Below are 16959 nucleotides of genomic sequence, written 5' to 3'. Positions count from 1 at the left end.
GCCTGACCGGTTCTGCCATTTGATTTCGTGAGTACGGATGTTGATCGTCAATCTGCTTGACCGCCCCGAACACCTGCCGGCGCTGGCGGCGGCCCATGTGCAGGCCTTCGGCGGCCTGCTGCCCGATTGGACCGTTGCCCAGGCCGAAGCCGAACTGCGCGCGCAGCAGCGCGATGCTGTTCCGTGCAGCTGGCTGGTCGAGGACGGGCAGGGCTGGCTGGGCTCGGTCAGCCTGCTGCATGACGACCATGAGCAGATCCGCGGGTGGTCGCCGTGGTTGGCATCGTTGTACGTGCAGCCCCGCGCACGCGGGATGGGCGTGGGTGCGGCGTTGGTACGGCATTGCGTCGCCCAGGCCGCTGGCCTGGGTGTGCCGACGCTGTACCTGTACTGCGAGGCGCCGATGGTGCCCTGGTACCAGGGCCTTGGCTGGCGGGTGCACGCCGAACTGCAGTTGGGGCCGTTGGCCATCACCGTGATGGAAATCCGGACGCGGCAAGGCTGAGTCCCACGCATGGCCGGCGGGGCAGGTGGCGGCACGCGTAAACTTGCACGCCAGGCACGTCCGGATCGTCGTTCCCGCCGGTTGCCGTCATCGCACGCAGCATCCCTTGGAGTCCCGCATGAGCCCGTTCACCGCCACCGATCACCTGCTGATGGCCCGCGCGCTGCGCCTGGCCGAACAGGCGGCCTGGACCACGCGGCCCAATCCGATGGTCGGCTGCGTGATCGCGCACGGTGACGAGGTGGTGGGTGAAGGCTGGCACCAGCGTGCCGGCGGGCCGCATGCCGAGGTGTTCGCCCTGCGCGCGGCCGGCGAGCGCGCACGCGGGGCCACTGCCTATGTCACGTTGGAGCCCTGCGCCCATTACGGCCGCACGCCACCGTGTGCATTGGCGCTGATCGAGGCGGGCGTGGCGCGGGTGGTGGCGGCGATGGACGACCCGTTCCCGGATGTGGATGGCGGGGGCTTCGCGCTGCTGCGTCAGGCCGGCATCGAGGTGGCGGTGGGCCTGATGGCCGACACGGCACGCGCGCTCAACCGTGGCTTCCTGTCGCGGGTGGAACGCGGCCGGCCGTTCGTGCGGGTCAAGTTGGCCGGCAGCCTGGACGGGCGCACCGCCATGGCCAATGGTGAGTCCAAGTGGATCACCGGTGAGGCGGCACGTGCCGACGTACAGCACTGGCGGGCCCGCGCCGGCGCCATCCTGACCGGTGCGGCCACGGTGCTGGCCGACGACCCGCAGCTGACCGCGCGCCCGGAACACGGCCAGTTCCTGCCGCCGCTGCGCGTGGTGCTCGATGCACGGCTGCGCACGCTCGAACGCGCGCGGGTGCGCGAAGGCGACGCACCCACCCTGTACCTGCACGATGCGGCACTGGCTGCGCCCTGCCTGGAAGGGGCGGAGTTCGCCACCGCGCCGTTGGGCGAGGATGGCCGCTTCGACCTGCATGCGGTGATGGCCCTGCTGGGCGCACGCGGCATCAACGAAGTCCATGTGGAAGCGGGCCCCACCCTGTGCGGCGCGTTGCTCAAGGCCGGCCTGGCCGACGAACTGCTGCTCTACATCGCCCCGCTGTTGATGGGCGACGGGGCCCGGCCGCTGCTGGCGGGACTGGGCATCGAGCACATGACGCAGGCAATGGCGCTGGAGACGATCGACGCGCGCATGCTCGGCAAGGACCTGCGCCTGCTGTTGCGCCTGTAGCCGCGGTCCTGCGGCAGGAGCGCCTTCAGGCACGAAGCCGGGAAGGGTTCCGGCACCGTCGAATGCGCTTTGCCGCGATCATCGGCGCACGCTTCCTGCAGATACGGCCAGCCCGCGTGCTTCGCGGCCAAGGCCGCTCCTGCTGCAGAAACAACAACGGGGGCCTTGCGGCCCCCGTTGCATGCCGATCCCGGAGGGGATCAGAAGCTGGCGCGAACGCCAACCGAGTACTGGCTGACGTCGTCGAACAGCTGGATCTCGCCGACCAGGCCCCAGGTCTGGTTGAACTTGACCTGGCCGCCCAGGGTGCCGACGAACTCGGTGTCCATGCGGCTGCCATCGATCACGCCGCCCTTGAGCCAGGCTTCGGTGCGCGGCGAGGGCTTGGCGCGGATGCCGGCGGTGATGCGGCCAGCGTTGACCGTGTCCTTGGCGCGCTCGTGGTAGCCATTGCCGCTGAGCTTGGCTTCCAATGCGACACGAACCCAGGCCGCGTCGGCGGTGAAGTCCACGCGATCGCTCAGGTTCATGTGGTAGCCAATGCCCAGTTCCGGCTGGGCCAGCTCAACCTTCAGGCGGTAGCCGTCCTGCTTGTAGCTTTCGGAAACAGCGGAGTAGCCACCGAACACATTGACGTTCTTGGCGATGTTGTACGAACCGCGCAGGTAGGCACCGTTGGTCTTGGGATCGTCCAGGTCGTTGTCGTTGAGGCGGACCTGGGTCCAGCCGGCTTCGACGAAGGTGTAGCTCAGTTCGTCGGCGGCGGCGGCGAACGGGGTGGCGGCCAGCAGGGCGGCCAGAATCAGGGTCTTGCGCATGAAAATCCTCTTCAAATCCAGTGTGTATCGCCCGGCCCGTTGCAGGCCAGCACCGCAACCTCATGTCGCGGCGGCGGGAGTTTAACGAAATTTTGACGGGAATCCATCCGTTCAGACGGGGCTGATACAATGCGCGGGCCGGTTCGCCGGTACGTACAAACGTCTTCAGGGCGGGGTGTAACTCCCCACCGGCGGTAGGTTTGGCGCCCTTTCCGGGGTAGCCGGACGAGCCCGCGAGCGCTCCGGTCGGCCGGCACAAACATGTGCAGATGGCGGGCAGGAGGTCAGCAGATCCGGTCAGATGCCGGAGCCGACGGTCATAGTCCGGATGAAAGAAGACGGTGTCCCGGGCCCCTCGCAGGGTCCGTGCGCCTGTTTGCCTTGCGGCGTTTTTCGCTCACTTTTCGCGGAGAACGTTAGTGTTTACTGGAATCATCGAAGGCGTCGGCACGCTGGCCGCACGCGAACCCATCGGCGGCGACGTCCGCTTCACCTTCAACGTCGGCAACCTGCCGTTCGAGCACGTGCAGATGGGCGAGAGCATCGCCGTCAACGGCGTCTGCCTGACCGTCATCGCATTCGACGCGCACAGCTTCCAGGCCGATGCGTCCACCGAGACCCTGTCCCTGACCACGCTTGGCATGTTGGCCGACGGCGCGGTGATCAACCTCGAGCGCGCGATGCGCCCAACCGACCGCCTCGGCGGGCACCTGGTCAGCGGCCACGTCGATGGGCTGGGCAAGGTGTTGTCCATCCATGAGGATGCGCGCGCGTTGCGCTGGCGCTTCGCCGCGCCCGAGCCGCTGCTCAAGTACATCGCCAGGAAGGGCTCGATCTGCGTGGATGGCGTCAGCCTCACCGTCAACGAGGCCGACGACGAAGGCTTTGAAGTGGCGCTGATCCCGCATACCGTCGCCAACACTGCGTTCTCGGCCACCGGCGTGGGCAGCGCGGTGAACCTGGAAATCGATCTGGTCGCCCGTTACGTCGAGCGCCTGCTGGGCCAAGGAGCCGCACGATGAACTTCGCACCCGTTCCCGAACTGCTGGAAGAGATCCGCGCTGGCCGCATGGTGGTCATCGTCGATGACGAGGACCGCGAGAACGAAGGCGACCTGATCATGGCCGCCGAGCTGGTCAAGCCATCGGACATCAACTTCATGGTCACCCATGGCCGCGGCCTGGTGTGCCTGCCGCTGACCCGCACGCGCGCGGCAGACCTCGGTCTGGCGCCGATGGTGCAGGCCAATACCGCGCAGTTCCAGACCAACTTCACGGTCAGCATCGAGGCCGCCGAGGGCGTCACCACCGGCATCTCCGCGCACGACCGCGCCCACACCATCCGTACCGCGGTCAAGCCCAATGCCAAGCCGTCGGACCTGCACCAGCCGGGCCACATCTTCCCGCTGATCGCCCAGCCCGGTGGCGTGCTGACCCGCGCCGGCCACACCGAGGCCGGCGTGGACCTGGCCATGCTGGCCGGGCTGGAGCCGGCCGGCGTGCTGGTGGAGATCCTCAACCCCGACGGCAGCATGGCGCGTCGCCCGGAGCTGGAGGTGTTCGCCCGCGAGCACGGCCTGAAAATGGGTTCCATCGCCGACCTGATCGCCTACCGCCTGGCCACCGAGCACACCGTCGAGCGCGTGGACGAGCGCGACATCGGCACCGAGTTCGGTGCTTTCAAGCTGGTCACCTACCGTGACCGCATCGCCAACGACCTGCACTTCGCGCTGGTCCGCGGCACCCCGGACAAGGACACCCCGACGCTGGTGCGCGTGCAGGTGGAAAACCCGCTGGCCGACCTGCTGCACTGGCGCCGCGACGACTTCGGCGTGGCCGCCACCGATGCGCTGCGCGCCATCGATGCGGCCGGTGCCGGCGTGATGGTGGTGCTGTCGGCGCCGCGTGACAGCGGCAGCCTGCTGGCTCGCCTGCGCCAGCAGCCTGCGCCGGTGGTGTCGGGCAAGGACAAGGACGTGGGCCAGTGGCGCCGCAACGGGGCCGGTGCCCAGATCCTGTCCGACCTGGGCCTGGGCAAGCTGCGCGTGCTGGGCACCCCGCGCCGGCAGATCGGCCTGGCCGGCTATGGGCTGGAGATCGTCGAGACCGTTCAGGCCTGAAGCCGGCGGGAGTGAGAGGGTGTCCAGCGGACAGGGCAACCCGTCCCCGACCCTTCCCTTGGCTTGCGCCAACGGGAGGAGCTGAAGCCGGCATTGCCGCAACCCGACGGCCTCGCGTGAACCGCTCCCTCCCTTGCACCGAAGGTGTAGGGGAGGGCTGGAAAGGGGCCTGTCCGCCTTGCCCCGCAGCCCAAGCACCGCCAAGCCCGCCCCGCACCGCCCGCGCACGTTAAACTTACCCACCCTCAGGATCCCCACACCCCATGAGCCACTACGAAGGCGACCTCCGCCCGGCCGGTTCGGCCCGCTTTGCCATCATTGCCAGCCGCTGGAATGCGCGCATCACCGACGTGCTGGTTGCTGGCGCCCGCCAGAGCCTGGCCGGCAACGGCATCGGCGAGGACGCCATCGACGTGGTGCGTGTGCCGGGTGCGTGGGAAATCCCGCTGGTCGCCGCCCGCCTGGCCGCCGCTGGCCGGCACGCCGCCATCATCACCCTGGGCTGCGTGATCCGTGGCGATACCCGCCACTACGAGCATGTGGCCGACCGCTGCGCCGAAGGCCTGATGCGCGCCCAGCTGGATTTCGGCGTGCCGGTGCTCAATGGCGTGCTGGCGGTGGAGCGGGTCGAGGATGCCGAGGCCCGCGCAGGCGGCAGCCACGGCAACAAGGGTGAGGAAGCCGCGTTGGCGGCATTGGAAATGGTCAATCTTCTGGAGCAGTTGCCATGAGCAGCAAGAACAACGGCAAGCCTGCCGGAAAGCCCGTCCGCCGCGACGGCATCGACCCGGTGCTGCGCTCGCGCGCCCGTCGTCGTGCCCTGCAGGCGATCTACGCCTGGCAGATCTCCGGCGGCAACGCCGAGTCGCTGCTGGCCCAGTTCGCGCACGAGCAGGCGCATGAAATCGCCGACCTGGCCTACTTCGAGAGCCTGCTGCGCGGCGTGCTCGACCACCGTCGCGACCTGGACGAGGCGCTGGCCCCGTTCGTCGACCGTGGCGTGGAAGAAGTCGATGCGATCGAGCGCGCGGTGCTGCGCGTGGCCGCCTATGAGCTGCGTTACCGCCTGGACGTGCCGTACCGCGTGGTGATCAACGAGGCCATCGAGACCGCCAAGCGTTTCGGTTCCGAACACGGCCACACCTACGTCAACGGCGTGCTCGACCGCGCTGCGGTGGAGTGGCGCAAGACCGAGTCCGGCCAGTAAGCCGACGGCGGCCTCGCCGCCGCCCGTGACCCATGAACACGCCGGGGCCGGCATCATCGGCACCGGCGTTTTCGTATCCAGAGTGCAACCCATGAGTCTTGACGAGTTCGGCCTGATCGATCGCATCCGTCGCCGCACCGGCGCACGCGCCGACATCGCGCTGGGCATTGGTGACGATGCCGCGCTGCTGCTGCCTGCGCCCGGGCAGCAGCTGGTGGTCACCGCCGACACGCTCAATGCCGGAGTGCACTTCCCGCACGAGACCCCGGCGCAGGACATCGGCTGGAAGGCACTGGCGGTGAACCTGTCCGACCTGGCCGCGATGGGCGCGCAGCCGGCGTGGTGCACCTTGTCGCTGTCGCTGCCCGAATCATCGGCCAGCTGGGTGGAGGGCTTCGCCGAAGGCTTCTTCGCGCTGGCCGACCGGCACGGGATGGCGTTGGTCGGGGGGGACACCACCCGCGGCCCGCTGGCGATCTCGATCACCGCGATGGGCCAGGTGCCCGTCGGCCAGGCGCTGCGCCGCGACGGCGCGCGGCCGGGCGACGATGTCTGGGTGACCGGCGTGCCGGGTGAGGCGGGCCTGGCGCTGGCGCTGTGGCAGCAGGGGCAGCTGGCGGTGGCCGGCCCCGTGGCCGAGCCGGCACGGGAGCAGCTGCGGTTGCGCCTGGCCAGGCCGACGCCCCGGCTGGAGGCCGGCCTGGCGCTGCGCGGGCTGGCCAGTGCGGCGATCGATGTCTCCGACGGCCTGCTGGCCGACCTCGGGCATGTCTGCGCGCGCAGTGGGGTTGCTGCGGAGGTGATGGAAAGCAGCCTGCCTGCATCGCAGCACGCCAGCGAGCTGCAGCTCGGCGCGGCATTCGAAGGCCTGCGTGCAGGCGCCGGTGACGACTACGAGCTGTGCTTCACCGCGCCGGCGTCCGCGCGCGCGCAGGTCGCTCAAAGCATGGCATCGGTAGCAGTTCGGGCTACACGTATTGGCTATATTCGAACCGGAAGGGGGGTCCGGCTGCTCGACGGGGAGGGCAAGGCAGTCTCCAGGGAGCGGTCGGGGTTCAATCACTTTTCGATCGGGGGGCCATAGGAAAAGCCCGTTTTGAACGATGAGAGATGCCGTTCACATCGTGTCCACGTATTCATACATACCATCAACAACGTGATCGATGTCGCGTTTTTCGTTCCTGCTGGGTGCGACGCGATTAACAGGGGATCGTGAATGGAAATGGCAACGCTTGAAAAGGTCAGGGCGAAGATGAGCGATGTAGGTTCGCCTTCGGTGACCGTGGACGGCCCTGCGCTGGAAGCGGCACTGGACAGCGTGATGGAAGGCAGTGCTGGCATTTCCATGTTGTTGGTGTCCACGGCCGATGGCCGTGCCATCGCGCACCGTTCCCGCAACAAGCTCGACCCGCGACGTCTGTCGGCGATGAGCAACTCCTTCCTGACCCTGGGTGAGACCCTGTCGCGCGAGCTCGGGCTGGCAACGGCCGACTACGTGACCATGTCCACCGCGCAGGGCAGCATGGTGTTGGTCCGCGTCGATGCCGACCGTCCGTACACGCTGGCGGCATTGGGCCATTCCGATACCTCGCTGGCGATCCTGCTCTACGCGGCCCGCGATGCCGCGGCCCGCATCAAGGCCCTGCTGTAACCCCATTGGCTGTAACGCATCTGTGCTACAGGTCTTCCGGCGTGCCGGAGGACCGGCCCGGGTCGACGGGCTTCGCCTCGACCAACCGTGTTGCCTTTCCGGCGAAGGACTGGGCGGCACGTCATCAAGATCACTGAACCTTGGAGATGAACATGGCTGGAAACGTAAAGCTCGACAAGTTGAATGAAATCGCCGGTTTCGTCGGCGCTGCCCTGGTCGACAGCGACAGCGGCATGGCCCTGGGCATGCTCGGCGGCGGTCCGCTCAACCTGGAAGTCGCTGCGGCAGGCAACACCGAAGTGGTGCGCGCCAAGCGCCGCGTCGCCGCGTCGCTGGGCATCACCGAGGCGATCGAGGACATCCTGATCACCCTGACCAAGCAGTACCACCTGATCCGCCCGCTGGAAAGCAACCAGGACCTGTTCCTGTACGTGGTGCTGGACCGCTCGCGCGCCAACCTGGCCCTGGCTCGCCACGAGCTGAAGTCCTTCGAGCAGACGCTCGACTTCAAGTGATCGACCGATGCACCGCTGCCCCGTGACGGGGCGGCGGTGCAGTTGATGCGCTTCGACGCCCAGGCCTGATCGATACGATGAGTGCACCCGCCCGCAAGATCTCCGCCGCCGTGATTGGTTGCCAGGGACTGGATGTCCTGCACGTCATGCGGCTGAAGGTCGCCAGTTCGCTGTTGATGGCCGAGTACATCCAGGCCGACGTGCAGGAATGGAACCAGCAGAAGGTGGACCTGCTGGTGGCCAGTGCCGACGACAGCCGCGGCCAGGAGCTGCTGCGCGAGGCCGACCGGAAGGGGCTGCCGGTACTGGCGGTCACCCGCAACGTGCTGTCCAGCCTGAGCGTGCCGGGCGTGGCCTATGGCGCCAGCGTCCGCGAGATCTTCCAGCAACTGCGCCAGCTCCTGCTGGCCGCGGACAGCAGTGGCGAGCGGTTCCGCCCGCGCACCCTGTTCCGCAGCCTGGAAGAGGCCAGGGGCAAACCCTGCCTGCTGCACATGGGCTTGGTGAAGGTGGTGGTCGATGCCGACCAGACCCAGGTCACCCTGCTGCGCGACATCCCCTACGAGAACTGCCTGCGGGCGGCGGCCGAAGCCGGTTGGACGCTGTCGCTGCTCGACGGCGACACGACGCTGGAGCAGTGCATGTCCGATGCGGTCGGGCAGCACCCGTTCGAGGATTTCTGCTGGCGGGCGGCGGTGCTGAACAGCGAGCCGCTGCTGCCGGTGGACCTGCAGGGCCATTGCCGGCTGCGCGGTTGGCCCGAGGTGGAGACCGGCAGGCTGCCGATGCAGTGGCTGCTGCCGATGGCGGCGATGATGATCCGTCCATGGCGGCCGGATGAGCTGGCCCAGGCCACGGGTACGTCACTGGACGACGTTGCCCGTATCATGGGGGCCGCTGCCTGCACGCACCTGCTGGATACCTCCAGCGCGCCGGTGGCCACCCCGCGCGGCTCCGGCAACAAGGTCTCCGGCTTCTTCTCGCGTATCGCAAAACGGTTCGGGCTCAATTTTTCCAAGGGGCTTCAGGTCTGACGGCTATGGCAACCAAGCTGGTATTTGTCGGTGAAATGGGTGCGGGAAAAACGACCGCGATCAGGTCGATCTCGGACATGGAACCGATCAGCACCGAAATGCCGATCAGTGACGAGGCGGCACTGGAGGCGTTCGAGGACAAGTCGCACACCACCGTGGCGCTGGACTACAGCTCCATCGAGCTGGGCGACGGCGAACTGCTGCATGTCTACGGTGTGCCGGGCCAGGCCTACCTGGACTTCATGTGGCCGATCGTCGCCGAAGGTGCGATTGGCGTGATCGTACTTGTGAGCGCACTCAACCCGCGCGCGCTGCCAAGTACGCTGACGCTGCTGGAACACTTCCGTGCATTGGCGCCGGAGGCCTGCTTCGCGGTGGGCATCACCTGCCAGGATCGCGAACCGGCGTTCCGCTTCACCGATTTCCGCAACGCGCTGTCCCAGGCAGGCCATCGCCTGCCGGTGATGTGGGTGGATGCGCGTGAGGCCAGCCAGGTCGATTTCCTGGTCAAGGCACTGCTGTCCTGCCGCTACGCTGAAGCGGTGGCGTAACACCACCGACCTACGATTCCCCGCCACGCGCGACGGCGCATGCAGGCGCGCCGGTCGCCGTGCGTGTGCAGGGGCAATGTCTCAGGGGAAGTCCGTGCCCTGGTGCCCATGGGGAGTGGGCACCAGGGGCGGCATTACCTTCCCCGGGTTGAGGATGCCGGCCGGGTCCAGCGCCTGCTTGATCGCCTGCATCGCGGCCAGCGTGTTGGCGCTGAAGGCCTGGGCCATGAAGTCGCGCTTGGCCAGACCGATGCCGTGCTCGCCGGACAGCGTGCCGCCCAGCGCCAGCGTCAGCGCGAACACCTTGGGCAGCGCGGCATGGGCGCGGGCGCTCTCGCCGGCGTCGTCCGGGTGGTAAAGGATGTTGACGTGCAGGTTGCCGTTGCCGGCATGGCCGAAGGTGACGATCGGCAACGTCGCTTCCCGCGACAGCTTCTGCACGCCCTCCACCAGTTCCGGGATGCGCGACACCGGCACCACCACGTCCTCGTTGATCTTGCCCGGCGCGATGCTCTTCAGCGCCGGGGAGAGCGCGCGCCGCGCCGCCCACAGCCGGTCGCGGGCGCTGCCGTCGGTGGCTACGTCCAGTTCCAGCATGCCATCGCCTTCGGCGGCCTGGGCCAGTGCATTGAGCAGGTAGGGCAGGGTGTCGTCGTCGCCGTCGGCCTCGATCAACAGCATCGCGCCGGCATCGGGCACCTGCGCACCATTGCGGCGCAGCAGTTCGAGGCTGCGGGCATCCATGAACTCCAGCATGGTCGGTGTCACCGGCTGCGCCATCACCCGCGACACCGCCGCTGCGGCCGACCCGGCGTCGCGGTACAGCACGCGCAGACCGGCCTGCGCGCGCGGTCGCGGCGCCAGCTTGAGGGTGGCTTCCACGATCAGTGCCAGCGTGCCTTCGCTGCCGACGATCAGGTGGGTCAGGTCGTAGCCGGTGGCGTCCTTGGTATACGGGCCGCCGCAGCGGATCAGCGCGCCGGTGCCGGTCACCGCGACCAGCCCGAGCACGTTGTCGCGGCTGGTGCCGTACTTCACCGCGCGTGGGCCGCCGGCATTGCAGGCCAGGTTGCCGCCGATGCTGCAGATATCGGCACTGGAGGGGTCCGGTGGCCAGAACAATCCATGCGGCATCAGTGCCTGCTGCAGGTCGCCGTTGAGCACGCCGGGTTCGACCACCGCGCAGCGGTCGCCCGCGCGGATGTCGAGGATGCGGTTCATGTGCACGAAGGACAGCACCACGCCGCCGGCGGTGGGCACCGCGGCACCGGTGGTGCCGGTGCCGGCGCCACGGCCGACCAGCGGCACGCCATGGTCGTGGCAGGCACGCACGATGGCCTGCACCTGTTCACGGTTGCGCGGCAGGGCCACGCCCTGCGGCAAGGCATGTCGCCAGGAGTTGTCCTGCGCGTGCGCTTCCAGCGCGGTGGCATCGGTGCGCCAGTCATCGCCGAGCAGTTCGGACAGGGTGGCGTGGAAGGCGGGCGGCAACGGCGTCATGGGGATGTCTGATCGGTGGGCGCGCGGTGCTGGACCAGCTTCCAGCCCAGCACGCAGGAGAACAGCGGCAGCCATACCCAGCGCAGTTCCGACAGCACGGTCTGCAGCCCGCGGGCGCTGAAGAAATTATTGGCGAAGGGCGAAACGCGGATGGGGCGCCACGGCGCGAACAGGCGCTGCTCGCTCCACGGCCACCACAACGCCACGCCCAGCCCGCCCGAGGTGAAGGCGTCCAGCAGCGGATGCGACAGCGCGCAGGCGGACACGAACGCAGCCGCCTGCACCCGGCTGGCGCGTAGCCACGGCGACAACGCGCATGCCACCAGACCCAGCACGGCGGCGAACAGCAGCGAATGGCTCGCGCCGCGATGACCGAAGGCATCGGCATAGGGAATGTGCACGGCGAAGGCGAGCACGTCGGCATCGGGCAGCATCGCCGCCGCTACGCCGGCGCCGAGCAGGCGGGCGGAAATGCGCCCGCGTTCGCTCGCGCACCACAGCGCCAGCGGGACCGCGGCATGGGTGAAGACACTGGGCATCAGCAGTCGTCGGCGCGGAAGGCGTCGCGGATCCAGTGCAGGCGCGGGGGCTCGCCACTGGCTTCGACCACGTCGAACCGGCATGGCAGGCGTGCCAGCGCGTCGTGCTGGGACAGGTACAGCTGCGCGGCATGCAGCAGGCGGCGGCGCTTGCCGGCATCGACCGAGGCTGCACCGCCACCGAATGCGCTGGAACGACGGTAGCGAACCTCGACGAACACCAACGCGCCTTCGCGGCCGGCCTCGCGCATCACCAGGTCCAGTTCGCCGCCCCGATAACGGACATTGCTGGCCAGCCAACGCAGGCCGGCCTGTTCCAGGTGCGTGCGCGCGGCAGCTTCCACCGCTGCGCCACGCCGGGCCTGGTCAGCGGCCATCACCGATCGGGGTCGGGCGGCCGCCGCTGAAGGTGGACCATGCCGGTGTGCGCAGCACGTTGCCGAAGCCGTCCAGGTGCAGTGCGCCGGTGGCACCGCTCAGCCCGCCGCTGGTGCTGGTGGCCAGCTTTTCCAGGTAGGCGGTGATCTTCCAGGCATCGAAGCCGAAGGCGAACAGGCGGGCGGCACCGCCACGTGCGGTCGGCAGGGTGCTGGCCAGGCTGCTGGCGGCCGGCAGGCCGGCCACGCCGCGCGTGGTCCATGCCTCGCTCGGATAGATGGTGCCGTCCAGCGCGGTGTCTTCCTCGGCCTTGCCGGTGTTGTTGACCAGCTGCGAGGTGCCGACGCGGCTGACCCCGGCCAGGCCGGACAGCGCCAGCTGGGGGGCCAGTGCGCGCGCCTGGTTGCCCTTCACCGCCAGGAACACCGCGTCCACGCCGGCGGCCTGGCGCAGCTGCGCGCTGATGTCGCCGGGGGCTTCGCCGACATTGATGCTGGCGGCGAGCTTGCCGCCGCGTTCGGCGAAACGCTCCTTGAACGCGGCGCTGGCACGGCGGCCGCTGTCGTCGTTGCTGGCGATCACCAGCACGTTGCCGCGCTCGCGGCCGAGCAGGTATTCGGCGGCCATGATGCCGTCGTCTTCCGGGGCCAGCGAGAACGCGGCGCTGCCCGGCGGCGGTGCATCCTTGCCGCGGTTCAGGGCCAGCAGCGGGACCTGCAGCGGATCGCGGTGGAACAGCGCATCGACCTCGTCCCGGCCCAGCGGGCCGACCACGAAGTCGGCGCCGGCGGCCACGGCCTTGTCATAGGCGGCGATCGCACCGGCGGCGGTGCCGCGGGTGTCCAGGAAATCGATCTGTGGGCGGCGCCGGCCTTCGCCGTAATAGCCGGCCAGCAGGCCATCGCGCACCGGCGCGGCCGCGGTGGCCAGGTTGCCGGTCAGCGGCAGCAGCACCGCGAGCTTGACCGGCGGACGGTAGCCGTCGACGTCGGCCGGCGGGCGCTTGCCGGTATCGACCTGCCACGCGGCATCGCGGTCGAACGGACGCGGCAGCGGCAGGCCACGGCCGAGCAGGGCGCGCCCGGCGTGGTTGTACAGCGGATCGCCGACTGGCAGCGCGGCGGCGCGGCTGGACAGGGTGGCATCGTTGATGCCGGCCAGCAGGCGGGTGATGGCGCGCTGGTTGTCGCTGCGCGCGGTGCCGCTGAGCAGCACGCCGGCGCGGGCGCGCTCGGCGGCGGCGGCGAACGCATCGCCGGTGGCTTCCAGCGCCTGCGCGCGGGCCAGCAGCCAGCGCGTCTGCAGCGCGGGCGGCAACGGATCATTGCTGCCAGTCAGCGCCTGCAGGGCCACCGCCGGCTGCTGCTCGGCCAGGGCCTGCTCGGCCAGCATCAGGTGGTACCGCTGGCGGGTGGCACCGCTGAGCTGGCGCACCTGCACCTGCGGGATCAGCATGCGCGCACGCGCATCGTCGCCGGCGTCGTGCCAGGCAAAGGCGGCGTCGGCCAGCAGCATCGACTTGCCCGCACCGCGCGCCTGCGCGGCCTGGGCTTCCAGTTGCTGCGCCGCTTCGCGCGGCTTGCCCTGCTCGAGCAGGGCGATGGCGGCCTGCTGGGCAGGCGACGTGGTCGGCGCCACGCTGGTGGTGGCGCAGCCCACGAACAGCAGCATAGACAGTGACAGGGCGGAAATCCGAGCGGCTTGCTTGTTCATTTGAGGTCCGTTCGACGGGGGCGCGGCGGTGCCGGGCGGGGGAAACGGTAGGATTCTACCCTTGCCCATGGAAATCCCGATGATGAGTACCACCGTTGCCACCTTGTATGTCGTTGCCACGCCCATCGGCAACCTGGCCGACCTGAGCCCGCGCGCGCAGGAGGTGCTGCGTTCGGTGGCGGCGATCTGCGCCGAGGACACCCGTCATACCGGGCAGCTGCTGTCGCATTTCGGCATCAGCAAGCCGTTGGTCGCGCTGCACGACCACAACGAGGAAGCGATGGCGCAGCGCGTGGTCGCGCGCCTGCAGGCCGGCGAATCGCTGGCCGTGGTCAGTGATGCCGGTACCCCGCTGGTCAGCGACCCGGGCTTCCGGCTGGTGCGCGCCGCGCGCGCGGCCGGCATCAAGGTCAGCCCCGTGCCGGGGGCCTGCGCCGCCATTGCCGCCTTGAGCGTGGCCGGCCTGCCCAGCGACCGCTTCGTGTTCGAGGGCTTCCTGCCGGCCAAGGCGGCCGCGCGCCGCGACCGCCTGCAGCGGTTGGCCAGCGAGACCGGCACGCTGGTGTTCTACGAGTCCTCGCACCGCATCGCCGAATCGCTGGCCGACATGGTGATGGCATTTGGTGCGGAGCGGCCGGCGGTGGTCGCGCGTGAGCTGACCAAGCTGTTCGAGACCGTGCTGGATGGCTCGCTGGCGCAGCTGCTGGCCACCGTGCAGGCCGACGAGAACCAGCGCAAGGGCGAGTTCGTGGTGATGGTGCAGGGCGCCGGCGACGATGAGGCGGCCAAGGTCGCCGAAGGCCGCCGCCTGTATGCCAGGCTCAACGAGCACCTGCCTCCCTCCACCGCCGCCAAGCTGGCGGCCGAACTGAGCGGTGCGCCGCGCAAGGCCTTGTATGGACAGGGCGGCAACGACTGAGGCGTGGTGGGCGGCGGCCGACGCCGCCAGCCTGCGCGGGCAACTGGACCTGCGCGAGCATCCATTGGCCGTGGCCACGGGCAGCCAGGCCAAGGAGCAGCGCGAACGCTGGATGATGACCCGCTGGCTGACTGCCTGGTCCCCGCAGTTGGCGTACCCGGTGCAGGTGCACAAGCGCGAAAGCCCGGATTTCCTGGTCGATACCGGAACCGGGCGGGTGGGCGTGGAATGCATGGAGGTGGTGCCGGAGAGCTTCAAGCAGCTGCAGGCCAAGCTGAGCGGTATCAACTCCGGCTGGGTCCGCCCGGCGGCGCATCACCGTCAGGGGGATGGACGGGCGGAGTGGGACAGCCCGTTGATGCGGCAACTGCTGGCCGATACCTACGAAGGCAGTCCCTGGATCGGCGATGAGCCGGAGCGGCTGTGGGTGGAGGTGATGCGCTGGGCGGTGCAGAAGAAACGCGAGGTGCTGCACAAGCCGGCGTTCGCGGTACAGCCGTGCAACGTCCTGCTGCTGTACGACAACTGGCCGCTGCCGCCGGTGGCGTTCATCGAGGACGTCGCCGAGGAAGCACTGCGGGACTGGGGGGTGGCGGCGCTGGATGCGTTGTCGGCGCAGTTGATGGCCAGTGACGCGCATGCCGACTTCCAGCAGGTCGACATCCTGCGCGAAGGCTGGCTGCTGTCGTTCACCACCACTGGCGTGCAGCGCATGCGCTATGTGCCGCCCGTGGCCGGATGAACGAAGCGTCGGGCAGAAACCCTGCTGGACGTGCGACAATGCGCGCGGCGGAGTCGGCCAGACAGTCGCGTCATTCCTTCGGGAATGCCGAGGAAAGTCCGGGCTCCACAGGGCAAGGTGCCAGGTAACGCCTGGGCGGCGCGAGCCGACGGACTAGTGCAACAGAAAGATACCGCCTACGTCTCCTTCGGGGGGCCGGTAAGGGTGAAATGGTGCGGTAAGAGCGCACCGCGAGTCTGGCAACAGACCGGTACGGCAAACCCCACCTGGAGCAAGACCAAATAGGGACCTCATGACGTGGCCCGCGTCGGGTCCGGGTAGGTTGCTTGAGCGTCACGGTGACGTGGCGCCTAGAAGAATGACTGTCCACGACAGAACCCGGCTTATCGGCCGGCTCCGCCGCTTTCCTCGCCTGCCTGGCGAGCAAAGCCCCAAGGTTCCGCGGCGCGGAACCTTGGGCCCCGTGCCTCTGGCCACCCAATTCCCTGCGCCTGTCGGCGCGCCCTTTTACTAAAGGGGGCTTCCTGCTGCTGTGGGATGGCTTGGCTCGCTTTGCATCGCGCCAGGGCACCGAAGCGTGAATGCCAGGCTTCAGTTGCAGGAATGCGTGATCCACCGAGCCCCTCTCCCGTCCACGGGAGAGAGGTTGGGGTGAGGGCGGCTTCTGGCAAGCACCCCGGCAAACCCCGCAGCCTCACACCTGGCCCGGTGACACATCCACGCGCTGCTCGCCCAGGTACACGCCGTCCGGCCCGAACCGGCGCTCATGGATGAAGCCGCGGCCATCATGGTCGATGGCAAGCACCGTGCTGGCGCGGGTGCCGTAGTCGTGGCCACGGATGAACGCGCTGGAGAGCATCCGCTCCAGTTCCAGTGGAACGCCGGTGGCCGGCAGTTCCGCGTCCGGCGGCCGCGTCTCATCGGCAAGGGCCTGCCAGATCACGTCCAGCGCCTCCTCGCCGCTCTCCAGCCAGCCGTCCAGTACCTGCATCAGGCGACGGGTCTTGGGCCAGGGCGCGTCCAGCGCGCCGTTGGACATGCCGTGGATGCCCGGTTGCAGTACCCGATGGGCCGCGGGGCGGTTGCCCAGGTAGGCGCAGTGGTCCGCATCGGCGACCAGCAGGTTGAACGGGGCGAACTCGGCCGCACGCAGGGCCAGTGCGTCGGTATAGGCGGTGGCACCGACGTTGCCCTCCAGGTAGCCGGCGATCAGCTCGCCACGCGAGGGGCCGCCGGTTGCGGCGGTCGGGTCACGGACATTGGTGACCACGGCGGCGTGCCCGTTGCCATTGATTCCCATCCAGCTGCCACCCGAGCGCAGGTCACGCCCGGCGATCACCGCTGCCGGGGAATCCGGCCAGGCGTGCAGGGCAGCGGTCGGGCGGGCGTGGAACTCGTCGCGGTTGCCGGCCATCAGCAGGCGCCAACGGGGATGGCATTTCCAGGCAAGGGTGACCAGGCACATGCACGGAGTGTGCCTGTTTGCGCAGTTGCCAGCCATGCCCGCCTGAATGGCAAGGTAGCCACTGGCGTGATTTCACATGGCCTCTACAGTGCTGAATTT

Annotated in this window: 19 protein-coding genes, 1 other RNA gene and 1 riboswitch; of the genes, 14 read left to right on the top strand and 6 right to left on the bottom strand. The window is 68.9% G+C overall.

Features of this window, described 5'->3' with window-relative positions:
* The first annotated feature begins 37 nt into the window (after positions 1-37).
* A complete protein-coding gene (locus ATCM_RS13505; protein ID WP_132865012.1) occupies positions 38-505 on the top strand; it encodes a GNAT family N-acetyltransferase in 468 nt (155 codons plus the stop codon).
* Positions 506-623: 118 nt separating this feature from the next.
* A complete protein-coding gene (ribD, locus tag ATCM_RS13500) occupies positions 624-1709 on the top strand; it encodes a bifunctional diaminohydroxyphosphoribosylaminopyrimidine deaminase/5-amino-6-(5-phosphoribosylamino)uracil reductase RibD (protein ID WP_132865011.1) in 1086 nt (361 codons plus the stop codon).
* A gap of 200 nt (positions 1710-1909) precedes the next feature.
* Here the strand turns inward: ribD and ATCM_RS13495 are convergent, their stop codons facing one another.
* Complete coding sequence (locus ATCM_RS13495) at positions 1910-2527, bottom strand: outer membrane beta-barrel protein (RefSeq protein ID WP_132865010.1); 618 nt, start codon at positions 2525-2527, stop codon at positions 1910-1912.
* Positions 2528-2684: 157 nt separating this feature from the next.
* Positions 2685-2871: riboswitch (FMN riboswitch) on the top strand.
* 75 nt (positions 2872-2946) lie between these two features.
* On the opposite strand from ATCM_RS13495, the gene ATCM_RS13490 reads away from it, so the two are divergent.
* From ATCM_RS13490 to ATCM_RS13450, 9 genes are all read left to right on the top strand, one after another.
* On the top strand, positions 2947-3549 hold the full coding sequence (locus ATCM_RS13490; RefSeq protein ID WP_132865009.1) for a riboflavin synthase: 603 nt from the start codon (positions 2947-2949) through the stop codon (positions 3547-3549).
* Positions 3546-4646, top strand: coding sequence for a 3,4-dihydroxy-2-butanone-4-phosphate synthase (gene ribB / locus ATCM_RS13485; RefSeq protein ID WP_132865008.1), 1101 nt, complete (start codon positions 3546-3548; stop codon positions 4644-4646). The genes ATCM_RS13490 and ribB overlap by 4 nt, the downstream gene beginning before the upstream one ends.
* 263 nt (positions 4647-4909) lie before the next feature.
* Entirely contained in the window at positions 4910-5377 is a 468-nt protein-coding gene (gene ribH / locus ATCM_RS13480) for a 6,7-dimethyl-8-ribityllumazine synthase (protein ID WP_132865007.1), read from the top strand.
* Positions 5374-5853, top strand: coding sequence for a transcription antitermination factor NusB (gene nusB / locus ATCM_RS13475; RefSeq protein ID WP_132865006.1), 480 nt, complete (start codon positions 5374-5376; stop codon positions 5851-5853). The genes ribH and nusB overlap by 4 nt, the downstream gene beginning before the upstream one ends.
* A gap of 91 nt (positions 5854-5944) precedes the next feature.
* Positions 5945-6937 carry a thiamine-phosphate kinase gene (gene thiL, locus ATCM_RS13470; protein ID WP_132865005.1) on the top strand — a complete coding sequence of 331 codons (993 nt, stop codon included), beginning with the start codon at positions 5945-5947 and terminating at the stop codon, positions 6935-6937.
* 168 nt (positions 6938-7105) lie between these two features.
* Entirely contained in the window at positions 7106-7504 is a 399-nt protein-coding gene (locus ATCM_RS13465) for a roadblock/LC7 domain-containing protein (RefSeq protein WP_132865004.1), read from the top strand.
* 152 nt (positions 7505-7656) lie between these two features.
* Positions 7657-8019, top strand: a complete 363-nt coding sequence (locus ATCM_RS13460) for a roadblock/LC7 domain-containing protein (RefSeq protein ID WP_132865003.1) — start codon at positions 7657-7659, stop codon at positions 8017-8019.
* Between the two features lie 77 nt (positions 8020-8096).
* Entirely contained in the window at positions 8097-9053 is a 957-nt protein-coding gene (locus tag ATCM_RS13455; protein ID WP_132865002.1) for a hypothetical protein, read from the top strand.
* Complete coding sequence (locus ATCM_RS13450) at positions 9050-9604, top strand: GTPase (RefSeq protein WP_132865001.1); 555 nt, start codon at positions 9050-9052, stop codon at positions 9602-9604. Before ATCM_RS13455 ends, ATCM_RS13450 begins: the two co-directional genes overlap by 4 nt.
* Before the next feature lie 81 nt (positions 9605-9685).
* On the opposite strand, the gene ATCM_RS13445 is transcribed toward ATCM_RS13450, so the two are convergent.
* The 4 genes from ATCM_RS13445 to ATCM_RS13430 are packed head-to-tail and all read right to left on the bottom strand — an operon-like array spanning position 9686 to position 13734.
* A complete protein-coding gene (locus ATCM_RS13445) occupies positions 9686-11104 on the bottom strand; it encodes an FAD-linked oxidase C-terminal domain-containing protein (protein WP_132865000.1) in 1419 nt (472 codons plus the stop codon).
* Positions 11101-11643: a metal-dependent hydrolase gene (locus ATCM_RS13440; protein WP_132864999.1), complete on the bottom strand. Its 543-nt coding sequence runs from the start codon at positions 11641-11643 to the stop codon at positions 11101-11103. The genes ATCM_RS13445 and ATCM_RS13440 overlap by 4 nt, the downstream gene beginning before the upstream one ends.
* Complete coding sequence (locus ATCM_RS13435) at positions 11643-12020, bottom strand: YraN family protein (RefSeq protein WP_132864998.1); 378 nt, start codon at positions 12018-12020, stop codon at positions 11643-11645. The genes ATCM_RS13440 and ATCM_RS13435 overlap by 1 nt, the downstream gene beginning before the upstream one ends.
* On the bottom strand, positions 12010-13734 hold the full coding sequence (locus tag ATCM_RS13430; RefSeq protein ID WP_132864997.1) for a penicillin-binding protein activator: 1725 nt from the start codon (positions 13732-13734) through the stop codon (positions 12010-12012). Before ATCM_RS13430 ends, ATCM_RS13435 begins: the two co-directional genes overlap by 11 nt.
* Before the next feature lie 82 nt (positions 13735-13816).
* Here ATCM_RS13430 and rsmI point away from each other — a divergent pair, with 82 nt between their 5' ends.
* From rsmI to rnpB, 3 genes are all read left to right on the top strand, one after another.
* Positions 13817-14653 (top strand): 16S rRNA (cytidine(1402)-2'-O)-methyltransferase, encoded by an 837-nt coding sequence (gene rsmI / locus ATCM_RS13425; protein WP_132864996.1) that lies wholly within the window; start codon positions 13817-13819, stop codon positions 14651-14653.
* On the top strand, positions 14631-15395 hold the full coding sequence (locus ATCM_RS13420) for a hypothetical protein (RefSeq protein ID WP_132864995.1): 765 nt from the start codon (positions 14631-14633) through the stop codon (positions 15393-15395). Before rsmI ends, ATCM_RS13420 begins: the two co-directional genes overlap by 23 nt.
* Before the next feature lie 49 nt (positions 15396-15444).
* Positions 15445-15797, top strand: an RNA gene (gene rnpB / locus ATCM_RS13415) — RNase P RNA component class A.
* 292 nt (positions 15798-16089) lie between these two features.
* Here rnpB and ATCM_RS13410 read toward each other — a convergent pair.
* Positions 16090-16860, bottom strand: a complete 771-nt coding sequence (locus ATCM_RS13410) for an NRDE family protein (protein ID WP_132864994.1) — start codon at positions 16858-16860, stop codon at positions 16090-16092.
* Positions 16861-16959: the final 99 nt, after the last annotated feature.

Source organism: Stenotrophomonas sp. ATCM1_4, from assembly GCF_004348115.1.
Classification (GTDB): Bacteria; Pseudomonadota; Gammaproteobacteria; order Xanthomonadales; family Xanthomonadaceae; genus Stenotrophomonas; species Stenotrophomonas capsici.
Note: the sequence above shows the minus strand (reverse complement) of the source record. Positions and strands in the feature narration are given on the sequence as shown.